The following is a 13,064-nucleotide window of genomic DNA, read 5'->3' as shown; positions in this document are numbered from 1 at the left end:
CTTCGAATCGTGATTGCACTCTACGCCCAACCGATGATCGGTAATCGGCGTACCCATGGTGCGGATGCTTTCTGCTGCAGGAATATGTGTCTTTAGGGGCCGCGGAGTAGCGGCCTTGGCTACTGCTAAGGCAACCGCAGCCCCCCTCGCACAAACGACAACCATAAAAGGCAGAGGAAAAATGACTTCAGTACACAACAATATTGTCGACACTATTGGTAAGACTCCCCTGGTTCGGCTCAACCGCCTCGCTCCTGAAGGAGTCACCGTTCTTGCAAAAGTTGAGTCCTTCAACCCTGGAGGGTCAGTCAAGGACCGCATTGCGAAGGCAATTATTGACGCAGCCGAAGAATCAGGCGATCTCAAACCTGGCGGGACTATCGTAGAGGCAACTTCAGGCAATACCGGGATCGCTTTGGCACTTGTTGGAGCTGCGCGCGGCTACCATGTTGTTCTTACTATGCCTGCCTCAATGAGTAAGGAACGCAGAGCTCTGATGCGTGCTTATGGGGCGGAGCTTGTACTCACAGATCCGCCCCTAGGAATGAAGGGAGCTGTCGAGGCAGCGAACCAAATTCTCCAAGAACGCGATGGGGCAGTGCTCGCTTCACAGTTTGCGAATCCTGCAAATCCCGAAGTCCATCGCAAGACCACCGCAGTGGAAATCTGGGACGACACTGATGGCGATGTTGACATTTTTGTGGGAGGAATCGGAACAGGTGGGACAATCACCGGCGTTGGCGAAGTCCTCAAAGCAAAGAAGCCAGAAGTAGAAATCATCGCCGTGGAACCCGCGGAATCACCGCTACTCACCGAAGGAAAGGCGGGCCCTCACCTCATTCAAGGTATCGGCGCCAATTTTGTTCCCGAGGTCCTCAACCAAGAGATTATCGACGAAGTCATTCCAGTCGCAGGCGAAGACGGTCTAGCACAAGCCCGCCAGGCTGCTTCGGAAGAGGGGCTACTTGTCGGCATTTCGTCTGGGGCTGCCCTCAAAGCAGCTCTCGACGTAGCAAACCGCCCTGAATCTCAGGGCAAGACTATCGTCGTATTGCTTCCCGATACCGGTGAACGCTACCTATCAACTGCGCTCTATCAGGACCTCGTTGACTAGGATGATTAGAATTCGCGTTCCAAAGTCCGTCGAGCTGATGCGCGAGGACCTCCAGACTGCGCTACGGCGCGATCCTGCTGCAACGAACGCGTTAGAAGTTGCCCTCACCTACCCGGGACTCCATGCCTTATGGGGGTACCGGGTAGGTAACGCACTGTGGAAAAAGGGGTTAAAATTTCCAGCACGCCTTGTACAAAGTGCCACTAGGTTCGCTACTGGAGTCGATATTCACCCCGCCGCAACGATTGGACGACGCTTATTCATCGATCATGCTGTGGGGGTCGTCATTGGACAGACAGCAGAAATTGGGGAAGACGTGTTGATTTTCCACGAGGTGACGTTGGGCGGTGTCTCCATGTCGCCCGGGAAGAGACACCCTACCGTTGGCGACCATGTGACAATCGGGGCAGGTGCAAAGGTTTTGGGTCCGATTGACATAGGAGAACATGCGAGGATCGGCGCTAATGCAGTTGTAATTCGTGATATTCCCGCAGAATCTGTCGCTGTGGGGGTCCCGGCGACACTGCGTCGAATTGGCACCACCGCTATCAATCGCGAACTCATGACGGAGCCTGCTCTCTACATATAGGCGTGTCTGACCTGGTAAAGAACGACGTTATGCCCTATCCTTACACTATGAGAGAGCTCACATTACAGGCTGATATGGAAGACATTGACGTCGATAGCGCTGTGAACGCCCTCGAACTAGCCAGCCTGACAACCTACGACACACCAGCACTTGCTTCGCTATACGTCGTGGCATACGACATGCCTCAGACTGCTGAAGAATTATTCGCCGCTTCTGATGAACTTCATTTGATTTTTGACGGAGCGTTTGGCACCCCTCGTGATGATTCCTTCATCGGAGCGTGGCTTGATGGACAACTAGTCGGAGCAATCTTGGCTGTCCTTGATGCCCCTTGGGATGAAGTGCCCCGTGGCCCTTTTGTCCTCGAACTTATGGTCGATCCTGAACATCGCCGCAAGGGGATAGCAACAGCACTCATTGCAGAACTGGCAAAACGCGCAGAGCAGTGGGAATACGATTCACTGACACTGCGCCTCGACTTGAAACGAAGCCCAGGGGCACTTCCCCTTTATCAACAACTTGGTTTCACTGAGCTCTAGGCTGGCGATTCTGCTCAGCTTCGAATGCGCCCACAAACTCGCGTATCTAACTTATCTGCTGTCAGAATCCCTATAGTAATGTCAATGCGGTACGCCGCGCCTCGTTCGCATCCATAGCTTCACACGCAGCCTCAGCCGCTTGCTGGGCCTTAGATCGCGTTGTCTGTGACAGTCCCCAACGCACTTCCGGAAGTGCGGTAGGAGCAGCACTCAACGATGTAGCCCCCAACGCTATCAAGATCGGAGCCAAATGCGGATCGGCAGCTGCCTCTCCGCATACTCCCAGAGGCTTACCAGCGCGTTCGGCTGCTTCTCCCAGCATCTTCACTAATCGCAGCACCGCCGGATGCCAAGGACTCTGATATGACCCCAATCCGCCTAATAACCTGTCAGCTGCCATGAGATATTGTGTCAAGTCGTTGGTGCCGATACTGACAAAATCGCAGGAGGAAAAAACCTGATCAGCGACAATCGCCACTGAGGGAATCTCAGCCATGACCCCCACCACGTTCAGCCCAGCTTCTTTTGCCTCACCATAAAACTGTGAGGCTTCACGTGCGTCAGCAATCATAGGAGCCATGACCCACACATCGGCGTTACTCTCCCGCGCGGCCGCAGAAATAGCGTCAAGCTGCGTACGAGATATATGGGGGTACTTGGAAAGACTGCGGTATCCACGCTCTCCCAAAGCCGGATTGGGTTCAATCGCCGGATTTAAGTATGGTAGCGGCTTATCGGCGCCCGCATCGAGAGTTCGTACCACCACTTTCTTTCCCGAAAACTGAGAAAAGAGAGCACGGTACTCTTTGGTCTGCGCTTCGAGTGAAGGTGCATTATCTGAGTCGAGGAATACGAATTCTGTACGAAAAAGCCCTATCCCCTGCGCACCCTGTTCCAAGGCAATTGCACCCTCATTAGCCGAACCGACATTAGCCAAAAGCTCAACTGCTTCACCGTCACTGAAAGCCGCGGGTCCTTGAAAGGCCAGCCTTTCTGCCCGGTTTTTACAGTTCATTTGAGCCTCTTCGACCTGCTCTGGCGAAGGATCGACTATGACAATACCTTTTGCAGCATCTGCAATAACGACCGCGTCCTCATCCATGTCCATACATCCCGCAACCCCAACTAATGCAGGAATTCCGTTTCCTCGGGCAATGATCGCGGTATGCCCGGTAGGGCCTCCTCCTTCGGTAATAAGGCCTTTCACCACAGAGAAGTCGAGAACTGCGGTATCCGCAGGAGCCAGATCTGGCGCAACAAGAATGAAGGGTTCGGTGCGTACCGGGACACTGGGAGCAGGTACTCCTTGCAGCACCGCCCTAATACGGGCAGAGACGTCGGCGAGGTCGCCAGCGCGTTCCGCCATATACCCACCCATCTGGCGAAGCGTGTCTGAAAAAGCTTCGATAGCCTCCCACACCGCCCTCTCGCCCGTTTTGTTTCGGGCAATCCGAGCATCAACATCACTCATTAGCACCGGGTCAGCCGCCATTAGAGCAGTTGCATTGAGTATCTCGGCGGCTTCTTCTGGCGCCGAAGCGGCCCGCCGTTCGAGGTCGGCAACCACGGCCTCAGAGGCCTCGCGCACACGCTTTTGCTCCGCAGCGATATCCCCCATGAAACGAATATCATCGGGATCAGGTAATGGAGGCGACATCTTTACAATCGGAGCGACTGCGATTCCACTGCCAACTCCCAGACCCTGTAGTTCACGCATGCTGCTCTCCTCCATCGGATTGACCGGATTATTTACCAGCTTAACTCGAAGATCACTGTAATGTTGAGTTCATCTTTGGCAGCGGGGGCACCAAAAGAGCGTACGTCCGTGGACCTTTTTCATAGCTACTTTGCCATTGCACTCCAAACAGGGTTTGCCCGCTCGGTGGTACACATACCAAGCCTCGCTCTCAGGATCAATAGCTTCCGTATTGGGCTCCACTGTCACGATATGACCGTTGAGCACAGCCCGGTTCATCAATAGCACCAAATCGTCCCATAAGGAGTTGAGCCGCTTTTGAGAGACTTTTTCACCCGACCTTCCCGGAGCAATTCCTTGGCGAAAGAGCGCTTCTGCTCTAAAAATGTTGCCCACCCCTGCCGCAATTTTCTGGTCGAGGAGCAACTCACCTACAGGTCGTTTCGACGAGCGAATGGCACTAGTGAAAATCTCACGATCACCTGTTTCGTTCTTCAAAGGATCAGGACCTAAGCGCCCAAGCACAGAGGAAATGTCACCTAGCACTTCACACGTATTGGGGCCAGTTACATCCGCCACACAATCGGAAGTCAAAAGCCTCAACCTCACCTGACCGATGGGTTGAGCAGGCTGCCAGTCCTCCACAAGCTCACCCGTCATGGCTCTATCAGGATCTATCTTTCGAGGCGCCCCAATCGCGGCAATCCCCGCCGCAGGACCAGCAAAACGCCATGCCCCATAAAGTCCCAAATGGATATGTAACCATAACGGTTCGTCGCCAAAGCCCAGAAATAGATGTTTGCCATGAGCCATCACCTCTGTCATGACATGCCCATCGAGTAACCGTGCGCCCGCAGCAAAACGGCCTTGGGGAGACGATACCTGACACCGCCGCCCAAGAAATAGCTGTTCAAAAGCTGAGGCTAGGCGCCGTATCGAATGACCTTCTGGCATCCCTATGCCTTCGGCAACACAACATTAACCAGTTTTGGCGCCCTCACAATCACCTTGAGCGGTACCCGCCCATCCAAATGCTTAACGATGGGGTCTGCCGCAAGTGCGCATTGCTCAAGTTCGGAATCGTCAATATCAGCGGCTACCTCGAGTTTGGCGCGCAGCTTTCCATTGACCTGCACAATACAGGTCACCGTTTCGTCCACTAGTAGTGACTCATCGTGAACCTTGGGGAACACTGCTCTGGACACAGATTCATCATGTCCCAGGCGTGACCACAGCTCCTCGCAAATGTGCGGGGCAACCGGTGAAAGTAGAAGCACCAACGGCTCAATAGCTTCGCGCGGAACCGATACAAGTCCAGTCAGGTGATTATTGAGCACGATCATGCGGGCAATAGCCGTGTTGATTCGCAGGTTGTCATACTCTTCAGTCACTTCTGCAATCGTCTTTGCAACCAGTCGTTTCGTATCGAGATCTGCTTCTTCTTCGCTGACAAGAAGCTCACCAGTGTCCTCGTTAATCACATTTCGCCACAACCGTTGCAGGAATCTTTGCGCGCCAACAACAGCGCGTGTTTCCCAGGGCCGCGACAAATCGAGGGGTCCCATCGACATCTCATACAAGCGGAATGTGTCAGCCCCATAGCGCTCACACATCTCGTCGGGAGTTACCGAGTTTTTGAGGGACTTCCCCATCTTGCCGTATTCGCGGGTGACCGGCTTTCCTTGATACGTAAAACCGGATTTTTCATCGCCTTCCACCTCTTCAGCAGGCACATACACTCCCCGCTCATCAGTGAAGGCATACGCCATGACATACCCTTGATTGAAGAGCCGATGGAACGGCTCGGCAGCTTTGACGTACCCCAGATCAAAGAGGACCTTTTGCCAGAAGCGAGCGTAGAGCAAGTGCAATACAGCATGTTCGACACCGCCAACATACAGATCAACGCCTCCTCGGGCTTTTCCATCCCGCGGCCCCATCCAGTATGTGTCATTCTCGGGTTGAATCAGCGCATCTTTTTCTTTCGGATCCACATATCGAAGCTCGTAGTAGCATGACCCAGCCCAGTTTGGCATGGTATTTGTATCGCGATAGTAGGTCTGAAGTCCATCGCCAAGATCTAGCTCAACAGAAAGCCAGTCCTTGGCTCTGCCCAGGGGAGTTTCAGGGTTTGAATTTGCGTCCTCGGGGTCAAAAGTGCGCGGGGAAAAATCATCCAGGTGCGGAAGTGTCACAGGGAGCATTTCTTCGGGCAGCGCATGGACTGATCCGTCTTCGGCGTAGACAATGGGGAAAGGTTCTCCCCAATAGCGCTGACGTGAGAACAGCCAATCGCGTAGTCGATAGGTGGTAGTCGGATCACCTAGCGACTTTGCTTCTAACCATTCGATGATTCGAGTTATTGCCTCTTGTTTGTTCAACCCGTTGAGGGAAATCTCCTCATTTTCCGAGTTGATGAGAACTCCATCACCCGTCCACGCTTCCTGACTGATATCAAAGCCTTCTTCAGGTTGAATAGTCGGAATAATATCGAGATCAAATTTGGTTGCGAATTCGAAGTCTCTCTGGTCATGCGCTGGCACAGCCATGATGGCCCCAGTGCCGTATCCCATAAGGACATAGTCAGCAACGAAAATCGGAACTGGTTTCCCATTGACTGGATTAGTCCCGTAGAGACCGGTAAAGACACCTGTCTTTTCGCCAGCATCGGCTTGACGTTCAACGTCACTACGATGTGAAGACCAGTCTTTATAGTCAGCTACGGCCTGAGCCGGACTGGTCTTGCCACCCGTCCAGGCGTCCCTGGTTCCTTCTGGCCATTGCTGGGCCAAGGCTGCTTCGAGGATCGGGTGTTCGGGAGCTACAACCATAAATGTTGCCCCGAAAAGCGTATCTGGGCGAGTCGTAAACACCTGAAGTTCACCTCGACCAGCAACATCAAAACGGACCGTGGCTCCAGTAGACTTGCCGATCCAATGTTTCTGCATCGAGCGAACCTTGTCCGGCCAATCAATGTAGTCCAATGCTTCAACTAGACGATCCGAATAGGCGGTAATCCTCATATTCCATTGTTTGAGGCTACGAGTAAATACCGGGAAATTCCCCCGCTCAGAACGGCCGTCCGCGGTCACTTCTTCATTAGCAAGAACCGTTCCTAAACCTGGGCACCAGTTCACCGGGGACTCTGACACATACGCCAACCGATATTCGTCAAGTACTGCAGATCTTTCGGCGGCTGAAAGCGTATTCCACGGTCTTCCATCCGGTGTCGAACGCTCACCCCTGGCAAATTGATCGATAAGATCCTGAATGGGCCGGGCTTTTCCTAAGCCGCCTTCTCCATTAGGTTCTTCAGGGTCAAACCAGGAATTGAAAATCTGCAGGAAAATCCACTGGGTCCATTTCACGTAATCGTCATCGATCGTGGCGAAAGAACGGCGGGGGTCATGCGAAAGACCCAGCCGCGCCAGTTGTGACGTCATATTTGCAATGGCGTCAAGAGTGGTCTTTCGTGGATGCTGACCAGTTTGGATCGCATATTGCTCTGCAGGAAGTCCGAAGGCATCAAAACCCAGTGTGTAGAGAACGTTTTTTCCTTGCATGCGTTGATAACGCGCAAGGGTGTCAGTCGCGATATATCCCAGCGGGTGCCCAACATGCAGCCCAGCACCCGAGGGGTAAGGGAACATATCCATCACAAACCACGGCTGCTTTTGAGCCCCGGCCCCCGCAAGATCACCTACTGGATTGTCGGCATTAAAAGTGCCGTCCCTATCCCATGTTTCCTGCCACTTGTGTTCGATCTGATCCGCAAGTTTTGCTGTATAGCGAAACTCTGGTTCGCGCGCTACATCATCCACAATGTGCCTTCCTCCATAGAACGTCCCCCGCTAGAGTAGCGCAACAAAAAGAGGTTGCCCCGTCATGTCCGAGACAACCCCTTTTGTCTGCTGCCTGAAGTTAACGTGTCACGCACCTTCAGTTGCACTGCGCAACAGCCATGCCTGCTTATCCAAGGTTTCCGCGGCGGCAATGAGAATGTCTCCAGAAACGTGGCACTTCTCATCTACAGGCTCAATGACCGACTTGATTCGATCAGAGACTTCCTGCACCTTCTCTGCCATAAGTTGATAAGTCTTATCCACCTCGAGCAAACCATAGTCAATCTCTTCCAGGCTAGAAGTCTGACTGACAGCAGTTACGCGCCCATCAGGAATGCCGCCGATCTGTGCGAGTCGCTCAGCCACAGTATCAGCCTGCTCGCGTGCAGCATCAACAACCTCATCCAAAGCAAGGTGCAAAGCGCGGAAACGCGCACCACGAATGTTCCAATGAGCTTGTTTGGATTGAAGCTCCAAGGAAATGAGGTCAACCAAAGTTTGCTGTAAGGCATCGGCTACGACTGGTTCGGGTGCCATATGTCCTCCTCCATCTCGACTAGTTTTCTCTTTCTCTTCTACTCTAGGCGGGTCGCCCTGATACGTCAGCACGAACCGAGCAAAATAGCACTATGAGCACAATTTTTGAATCAATCATGGCCCGAAACATCCCAGGCGAGTTCATTTGGGAAGACTCCCAATGTGTTGCAATTATGACGATTGAGCCAGTATCGCCAGGCCACGCGCTGGTTATTCCTCGCGAACCCGTCTCCAAATGGACTGATCTACCGACGGAGCTACTGCATCACATTACGGAAGTATCCCAACACATCGGCAATGCACAGATCGAGGCCTTTCACGCTCCACGCGCAGCTGTCGTCATCGCGGGATTCGAGGTGCCCCACACCCACATTCACGTGATTCCTGCACATACGGAGATGGATTGTTTGCTCTCGCGGGCAACAAAAGCAGAGCCAGAAGAACTTGCCGCAGCTGCGGATCTACTCCGAGGGACCCTACGGTCAGCGGGGTTCGCTTCCTTCATCCCCTCCAACTGATACCCATATCGACTGAACAGCCATGTCTCCCAGGTCAAAGGAAGATTCTTGGCCTGGGGCAACGCTGGCGTGTAGTCCAGCGGCATTGCGCGGATGCCAGTCTTCAGGTGGAGTGATTCTTACTCGAAGCAACCCTGCAAATCCTAGCTTGTCAACAACTTCAATATGCGCATCTGGCACGACTCCAAGCGATTCGAGGTGTCGCAACAAAGCAGGTTCTTCATCACTGATACGTGCAACAGTTGCCGACTGGCCTTTACCAACCTCGTCGAGCGGCCTCACTCTGGGCGGAACATAGTCTTCATTCAACTGCGGTATTGGGTCACCATGCGGATCACGTGTGGGGCAGCCAAGAATCTGATCAATGCGATCCAGCAATGCGTCGGATGCCGCGTGTTCCAATGCGTCTGCTTCGGGATGCACCTCATCCCATTCAAAACCCAGTTTTTCGTAGAGGTAGGTTTCTAAAAGGCGGTGTCTGCGTATTACTGCAAGCGCCCCCAGACGTCCCTTTTTCGTGAGACGCACTTTCTGATAAGGGGAATGCTCCACCAACCCATCTTTTTTCAGACGACGCACCGTCTCCGAAGCAGTGGAAGGAGTAACTGACATCCTTTTAGCCAATTCCGTTACCCCCAACGCACTTTCACCGCGTTCTTCACCTGCATAAAGGGTTTTGAGGTAGTCCTCTGCCACAACCGAGTTTGTGCTCATGCCCCCAGTCTAGAAGAGGAGCGCTACCCTGTCCCGCAAGACGATCAATATAACAATCGCGATCAAGGCCACAATCCCCACTGCAATCACCCACCAAAGAGACCTGAGGGTCTTACCGGCCGACATTACTTTGTCCCCCAGCTGCCCTCCCGCAGCGGCTTGGGTCCAGACAATCGATGCCACCCCAATGAAAGCGACCCATGTAAGCATGCAATAGGGGCACAGGGTGCGGAAATGGGACACCGACAGGTAAACGAAGTAACCCACATAGATCAATCCGGCACCAGTCCCCATAACCCAGCCCCACCATACCCACCTCGGCAAAAGTGTACGACTGGCCAGCAACACTCCCAAGGTAATAAACACCGTGAAAACTGCGATACCAATCACAGAATTTGGAGTACCGAAGAGCGATGACTCCGGAGCAATGAGAGAGCTTGAACACGCAACCAATGGATTGACATCGCATCCTAGAGTCGCACCATCATCCTTCAACAAAATCAGCTCAGACTGAATCAGCATGAATGAGGCATAGAGGCCAAGTCCGCCAAAGAGAATCAGACAAATCGCATTAACGATACTCATAGACGTATCGGAGTCGTTGCGGGCATGTATGTTACGTGTCATTGTCCCAGCGTATTTGTTTGACGGGCCTAGGTCCATCTCACAACCGATGGTGGTGATATTTGCAGGTTTGCCGAGAGCAGCAAGCAGCTAGGCTTTCCTCTCCACGTATCTACGTCGCATGAACTTCTGAAGGGAACAGTTCGAGATTTCGATACACAATCTCAGGGCGCGTTGTATACCCTACGTGCTCCCAGTATCTGTTTGCATTTTCATTTTCCTGAAGCACCAGTAACGCCACCTTAACGATTCCTTCATGCCGAAGTGCCTCATTGGCAGCATTGGTGAGCGCACGTCCGATTCCTCGTTGTCTCTGATCATCCTCGACTGCTAAATGGTAAATGAATCCTCGCCGCCCATCGTGCCCAGCAAGGATGCCCCAAGGAGGCGTCCTTTTTCTTCGGCAACAAAACACGTTGTCGGATTTCGTAGCAGGTACTTTTCGATCCCCTCCCGACTATCGTCGATGCTGTTGAGAGCTAGACCGGCCGTATTAAGCCACAGATGCCGAAGTGCATCGTAATCTGAGATATCCATGAGGCATATTTTCATCATCCAAGAGTATTAGGTGCACCACTATCTGCATAAAAGAACCAAAATGGTTTGCGTGGCGAGGGCTATCTCCACTAAAGTAGTTTTTCGTTGAGGCGCCATTAGCTCAACTGGCAGAGCATCTGACTCTTAATCAGAGGGTTGAGGGTTCAAGTCCCCCATGGCGCACAGCTAAAAGGCTCTGACCTGGACTTCAGTTCTGGGTCAGAGCCTTTTTTGTGCCCTAAAACGGGCTTCCCCCCACTTTCCCCCCACTTTCAACTTCGGGCACGCTTCAACAGATCACCCAACACAGCCGACGTATCTGGAACAGAAACATCATGCTCGGCATAAAACTTTTCCGTCGTCCTGCGATCAGTATGACCCAACAACACTCTCGCTTCTTCAATACTCATCTCATGAGCCACTTCTGTTGCCGCAGTCTTACGCATCAAATATGGCTTCAATGCGCCCTCAAATTCGCTCCCCTTCAACGCGCGCCGCAGCGCTGACCGGAAATTATTTGGGCTCATGGGGCGGCCGTCACGGGTGGGGAAAATCAGCCCCTCATCATTCGCAGGATTGTTCTTGATCCGAGCAAAAAGACGATGTGCCATCTCAGCAGGGATATAAGGAGTGCGGAACCCGGCTTTAGTTTTTGGGTGCGCCTGTCTATATGGCGTGCTCCCATCACGGGGTGAAATAACCGTCCCTGAGAGCGCAATAGTGTAGCGAGGCGCAAAAGGGATGCGCTCAGGCGCCACCTGCTGCAAATCTTGTGCGCGAACCGCTAGAGCTTCACCGGTGCGGCAAGCAACAACAAGCATTAGGTCCAACACATCGAGAAGTTTCTCGCCCCGTGCAGGTCCGAAGGTTTGCCCGGCTTGCCAGTCCATAATGACTTTTCGTACTTGCTGCAGCTGCTCTAAGGTCGCCGCAACTGGCGCTTCAGATTTAGTTTTGAAAGTAGGGGTGCCTTCAACGGGATTGTTTTCTATTGCGTCGCGGCGCACGGCGAAAGTGAAAATGTGTTTGAGTACTACGCGAGCAAACCACGCATTCGATGGTGCCCCCTCGGCTATTTGTCGAAGTTTGTCAGTCAGGAGACCGGTGGTGACCTCTTGGATGGTGTAGCCGCCGAAATGTGGGAGGACATGCCTGTCTAAAGCATCTTTGTATGTGTCTTTAGTTTGCTTTCTTGCGGAGTCTTCTTTCTCGTAGAAGGTCCACCACTTCATTGCCATGTGTTCGACAGTGGTTTTTTGCTCACGAATGTTGAGGGCGGTGTCAACTCTGTCGGGGAGTTTTTTGTTGACTGCTCGGATCGCGGCGGCCCTGCTGGGTGCCCATGCTTCGGCGCGTTGCCGGTGCCCGTTTTTGCCCCGGTAGTAGACGCTTGCCCGCCAGCGGATTTCCGAGAATTGTTTAAGGTCTTTTTGTTCTTCTGCGGTGAGCCTGCGCCATTTTTTGGACCCGTTTTTCTTGGTGCCGTTTGGCGTGTATGGGTGGGCTTTTACGGTGGTCCATGTGCCGAGGGGGATTCGTTCACGAGGCATGGCGCTCACCGGGAAGAGTTAGCGTGGCTAGCGCGGTTTTTATTACGCTGTCGGCGTCTGCCTGCCAAATCTTGAGGACGTGGGCGGGGACGAGTAGCTCTCGACTTATCGCCCCTATGTGTCCTTCGAACATTTCTTCGGCGCGTGCGTATTCGATGGGGCTGATGAGGAGGTGGGCTGCGTAGCGGTCTGCCTGGTATTCATCACGTTCGATAGTGTGTTCTAGTCTCCAGTCGTGGCCGTATTTCCAGTGGCCGCATTCGTGGGCTAGCGCGTACCGTTTGGTCGCTTCGGTGCGAGCTTCGTTGAGGATCACGCGGCCTCCTTCCAAGAGGACGGCGTTGAGCGAGCCGCGGAGTGGTGCTTCTTCGACTTCCAAACCGATGTTCTTCGCGTGGGCCAATGTGTTGTTCAGGGTTGTTCCTCCCAAGCCTCTACCTCTGCGTCGATGTTTCTATCTGATGCTGCGAGGATAACGTCAAGGTCCGACAAGTCTCGATGCTTGTCAGAAGCTGCCGGTGCTGGTGATAGTCCGACACCGCCGCGACCAAGACGGCGCTCCGCACGCTGCATGATGTCACTCATTGCAACGTTAAACTCAACACAAATAGCTTCAAGATAGGCCATTGTTACAGCACGTTTTCCATTGAAGATCCGTAACAGTGTTTGCTTGGATATTTCGGTTCGTTGTGCCAAGTCATCGAAGGTGATTTGTTGAGCGCTCCGTTCGGCTCGAAGCTCGGCAGCAATGGCCGCATTCATACCTGAAGCTGGGTCGTTATCTAGAGGTGTCATACCCAAAAC

General features: G+C 53.1%; 15 protein-coding genes and 1 tRNA gene. 5 read left to right on the top strand and 11 right to left on the bottom strand.

Going from position 1 to position 13,064, the window contains the following annotated elements; all coding sequences use genetic code 11:
* Window positions 1-181 precede the first annotated feature (181 nt).
* From cysK to FYJ24_RS09660, 3 genes are read left to right on the top strand one after another with little or no spacing between them, the layout of a single operon-like run.
* The gene (cysK, locus tag FYJ24_RS09670; protein WP_154545887.1) at window positions 182-1,114 is read left to right on the top strand and encodes a cysteine synthase A; all 933 of its coding nucleotides are present in this window, start codon (window positions 182-184) and stop codon (window positions 1,112-1,114) included.
* A 1-nt stretch (window position 1,115) separates the two neighbouring features.
* A complete protein-coding gene (gene cysE, locus FYJ24_RS09665) occupies window positions 1,116-1,703 on the top strand; it encodes a serine O-acetyltransferase (protein ID WP_154545885.1) in 588 nt (195 codons plus the stop codon).
* 47 nt (window positions 1,704-1,750) lie between these two features.
* Window positions 1,751-2,242: a GNAT family N-acetyltransferase gene (locus FYJ24_RS09660; RefSeq protein ID WP_154545883.1), complete on the top strand. Its 492-nt coding sequence runs from the start codon at window positions 1,751-1,753 to the stop codon at window positions 2,240-2,242.
* Between the two features lie 70 nt (window positions 2,243-2,312).
* Here the strand turns inward: FYJ24_RS09660 and ptsP are convergent, their stop codons facing one another.
* The 4 genes from ptsP to FYJ24_RS09640 form a co-directional block, all read right to left on the bottom strand.
* Window positions 2,313-3,959 (bottom strand): phosphoenolpyruvate--protein phosphotransferase, encoded by a 1,647-nt coding sequence (ptsP, locus tag FYJ24_RS09655; RefSeq protein ID WP_154545882.1) that lies wholly within the window; start codon window positions 3,957-3,959, stop codon window positions 2,313-2,315.
* A 69-nt stretch (window positions 3,960-4,028) separates the two neighbouring features.
* Window positions 4,029-4,892: an Fpg/Nei family DNA glycosylase gene (locus FYJ24_RS09650; RefSeq protein ID WP_154545880.1), complete on the bottom strand. Its 864-nt coding sequence runs from the start codon at window positions 4,890-4,892 to the stop codon at window positions 4,029-4,031.
* A 2-nt stretch (window positions 4,893-4,894) separates the two neighbouring features.
* Entirely contained in the window at window positions 4,895-7,762 is a 2,868-nt protein-coding gene (gene leuS / locus FYJ24_RS09645; protein WP_318656639.1) for a leucine--tRNA ligase, read from the bottom strand.
* A gap of 105 nt (window positions 7,763-7,867) precedes the next feature.
* A complete protein-coding gene (locus tag FYJ24_RS09640) occupies window positions 7,868-8,317 on the bottom strand; it encodes a Dps family protein (protein WP_154545878.1) in 450 nt (149 codons plus the stop codon).
* Window positions 8,318-8,409: 92 nt separating this feature from the next.
* On the opposite strand from FYJ24_RS09640, the gene FYJ24_RS09635 reads away from it, so the two are divergent.
* Window positions 8,410-8,835, top strand: coding sequence for an HIT family protein (locus FYJ24_RS09635; protein ID WP_154545876.1), 426 nt, complete (start codon window positions 8,410-8,412; stop codon window positions 8,833-8,835).
* Here the strand turns inward: FYJ24_RS09635 and FYJ24_RS09630 are convergent.
* From FYJ24_RS09630 to FYJ24_RS12665, 4 genes are all read right to left on the bottom strand, one after another.
* A complete protein-coding gene (locus FYJ24_RS09630; protein WP_154545874.1) occupies window positions 8,800-9,549 on the bottom strand; it encodes a metal-dependent transcriptional regulator in 750 nt (249 codons plus the stop codon). The two genes, FYJ24_RS09635 and FYJ24_RS09630, sit on opposite strands and share 36 nt — an antisense overlap.
* Window positions 9,550-9,558: 9 nt before the next feature.
* Entirely contained in the window at window positions 9,559-10,176 is a 618-nt protein-coding gene (locus FYJ24_RS09625; protein WP_206192631.1) for a vitamin K epoxide reductase family protein, read from the bottom strand.
* A gap of 109 nt (window positions 10,177-10,285) precedes the next feature.
* Window positions 10,286-10,588, bottom strand: a complete 303-nt coding sequence (locus FYJ24_RS13570; protein WP_206192630.1) for a GNAT family N-acetyltransferase — start codon at window positions 10,586-10,588, stop codon at window positions 10,286-10,288.
* The gene (locus FYJ24_RS12665; RefSeq protein ID WP_206192629.1) at window positions 10,504-10,710 is read right to left on the bottom strand and encodes a hypothetical protein; all 207 of its coding nucleotides are present in this window, start codon (window positions 10,708-10,710) and stop codon (window positions 10,504-10,506) included. Before FYJ24_RS12665 ends, FYJ24_RS13570 begins: the two co-directional genes overlap by 85 nt.
* Window positions 10,711-10,820: 110 nt before the next feature.
* On the opposite strand from FYJ24_RS12665, the gene FYJ24_RS09615 reads away from it, so the two are divergent.
* A tRNA-Lys gene (locus FYJ24_RS09615) sits at window positions 10,821-10,893 on the top strand.
* A gap of 89 nt (window positions 10,894-10,982) precedes the next feature.
* Here FYJ24_RS09615 and FYJ24_RS09610 read toward each other — a convergent pair.
* Genes FYJ24_RS09610 through FYJ24_RS09600 form a run of 3 tightly spaced genes read right to left on the bottom strand, consistent with a single transcriptional unit; the run spans window position 10,983 to window position 13,055 of the window.
* On the bottom strand, window positions 10,983-12,260 hold the full coding sequence (locus FYJ24_RS09610) for a tyrosine-type recombinase/integrase (protein WP_154545870.1): 1,278 nt from the start codon (window positions 12,258-12,260) through the stop codon (window positions 10,983-10,985).
* The gene (locus FYJ24_RS09605; RefSeq protein ID WP_154545869.1) at window positions 12,250-12,690 is read right to left on the bottom strand and encodes an ImmA/IrrE family metallo-endopeptidase; all 441 of its coding nucleotides are present in this window, start codon (window positions 12,688-12,690) and stop codon (window positions 12,250-12,252) included. Before FYJ24_RS09605 ends, FYJ24_RS09610 begins: the two co-directional genes overlap by 11 nt.
* On the bottom strand, window positions 12,672-13,055 hold the full coding sequence (locus FYJ24_RS09600; RefSeq protein WP_154545867.1) for a helix-turn-helix domain-containing protein: 384 nt from the start codon (window positions 13,053-13,055) through the stop codon (window positions 12,672-12,674). The genes FYJ24_RS09605 and FYJ24_RS09600 overlap by 19 nt, the downstream gene beginning before the upstream one ends.
* Between the last annotated feature and the right edge of the window lie 9 nt (window positions 13,056-13,064).

The sequence above is a fragment of the Scrofimicrobium canadense genome, from assembly GCF_009696615.1.
In the GTDB taxonomy this organism is placed as follows: domain Bacteria; phylum Actinomycetota; class Actinomycetes; order Actinomycetales; family Actinomycetaceae; genus Scrofimicrobium; species Scrofimicrobium canadense.
Note: the sequence above shows the minus strand (reverse complement) of the source record. Positions and strands in the feature narration are given on the sequence as shown.

Bases quoted from the DNA above. Each gene is read 5' to 3' on its own strand.
- cysK (WP_154545887.1), top strand. From the start codon at position 182: ATGACTTCAGTACACAACAATATTGTCGACACTATTGGTAAGACTCCC.
- cysE (WP_154545885.1), top strand. From the start codon at position 1,116: ATGATTAGAATTCGCGTTCCAAAGTCCGTCGAGCTGATGCGCGAGGAC.
- FYJ24_RS09660 (WP_154545883.1), top strand. From the start codon at position 1,751: ATGAGAGAGCTCACATTACAGGCTGATATGGAAGACATTGACGTCGAT.
- ptsP (WP_154545882.1), bottom strand. From the start codon at position 3,959: ATGCGTGAACTACAGGGTCTGGGAGTTGGCAGTGGAATCGCAGTCGCT.
- FYJ24_RS09650 (WP_154545880.1), bottom strand. From the start codon at position 4,892: ATGCCAGAAGGTCATTCGATACGGCGCCTAGCCTCAGCTTTTGAACAG.
- FYJ24_RS09640 (WP_154545878.1), bottom strand. From the start codon at position 8,317: ATGGCACCCGAACCAGTCGTAGCCGATGCCTTACAGCAAACTTTGGTT.
- FYJ24_RS09635 (WP_154545876.1), top strand. From the start codon at position 8,410: ATGAGCACAATTTTTGAATCAATCATGGCCCGAAACATCCCAGGCGAG.
- FYJ24_RS09630 (WP_154545874.1), bottom strand. From the start codon at position 9,549: ATGAGCACAAACTCGGTTGTGGCAGAGGACTACCTCAAAACCCTTTAT.
- FYJ24_RS09625 (WP_206192631.1), bottom strand. From the start codon at position 10,176: ATGACACGTAACATACATGCCCGCAACGACTCCGATACGTCTATGAGT.
- FYJ24_RS12665 (WP_206192629.1), bottom strand. From the start codon at position 10,710: ATGGATATCTCAGATTACGATGCACTTCGGCATCTGTGGCTTAATACG.
- FYJ24_RS09610 (WP_154545870.1), bottom strand. From the start codon at position 12,260: ATGCCTCGTGAACGAATCCCCCTCGGCACATGGACCACCGTAAAAGCC.
- FYJ24_RS09600 (WP_154545867.1), bottom strand. From the start codon at position 13,055: ATGACACCTCTAGATAACGACCCAGCTTCAGGTATGAATGCGGCCATT.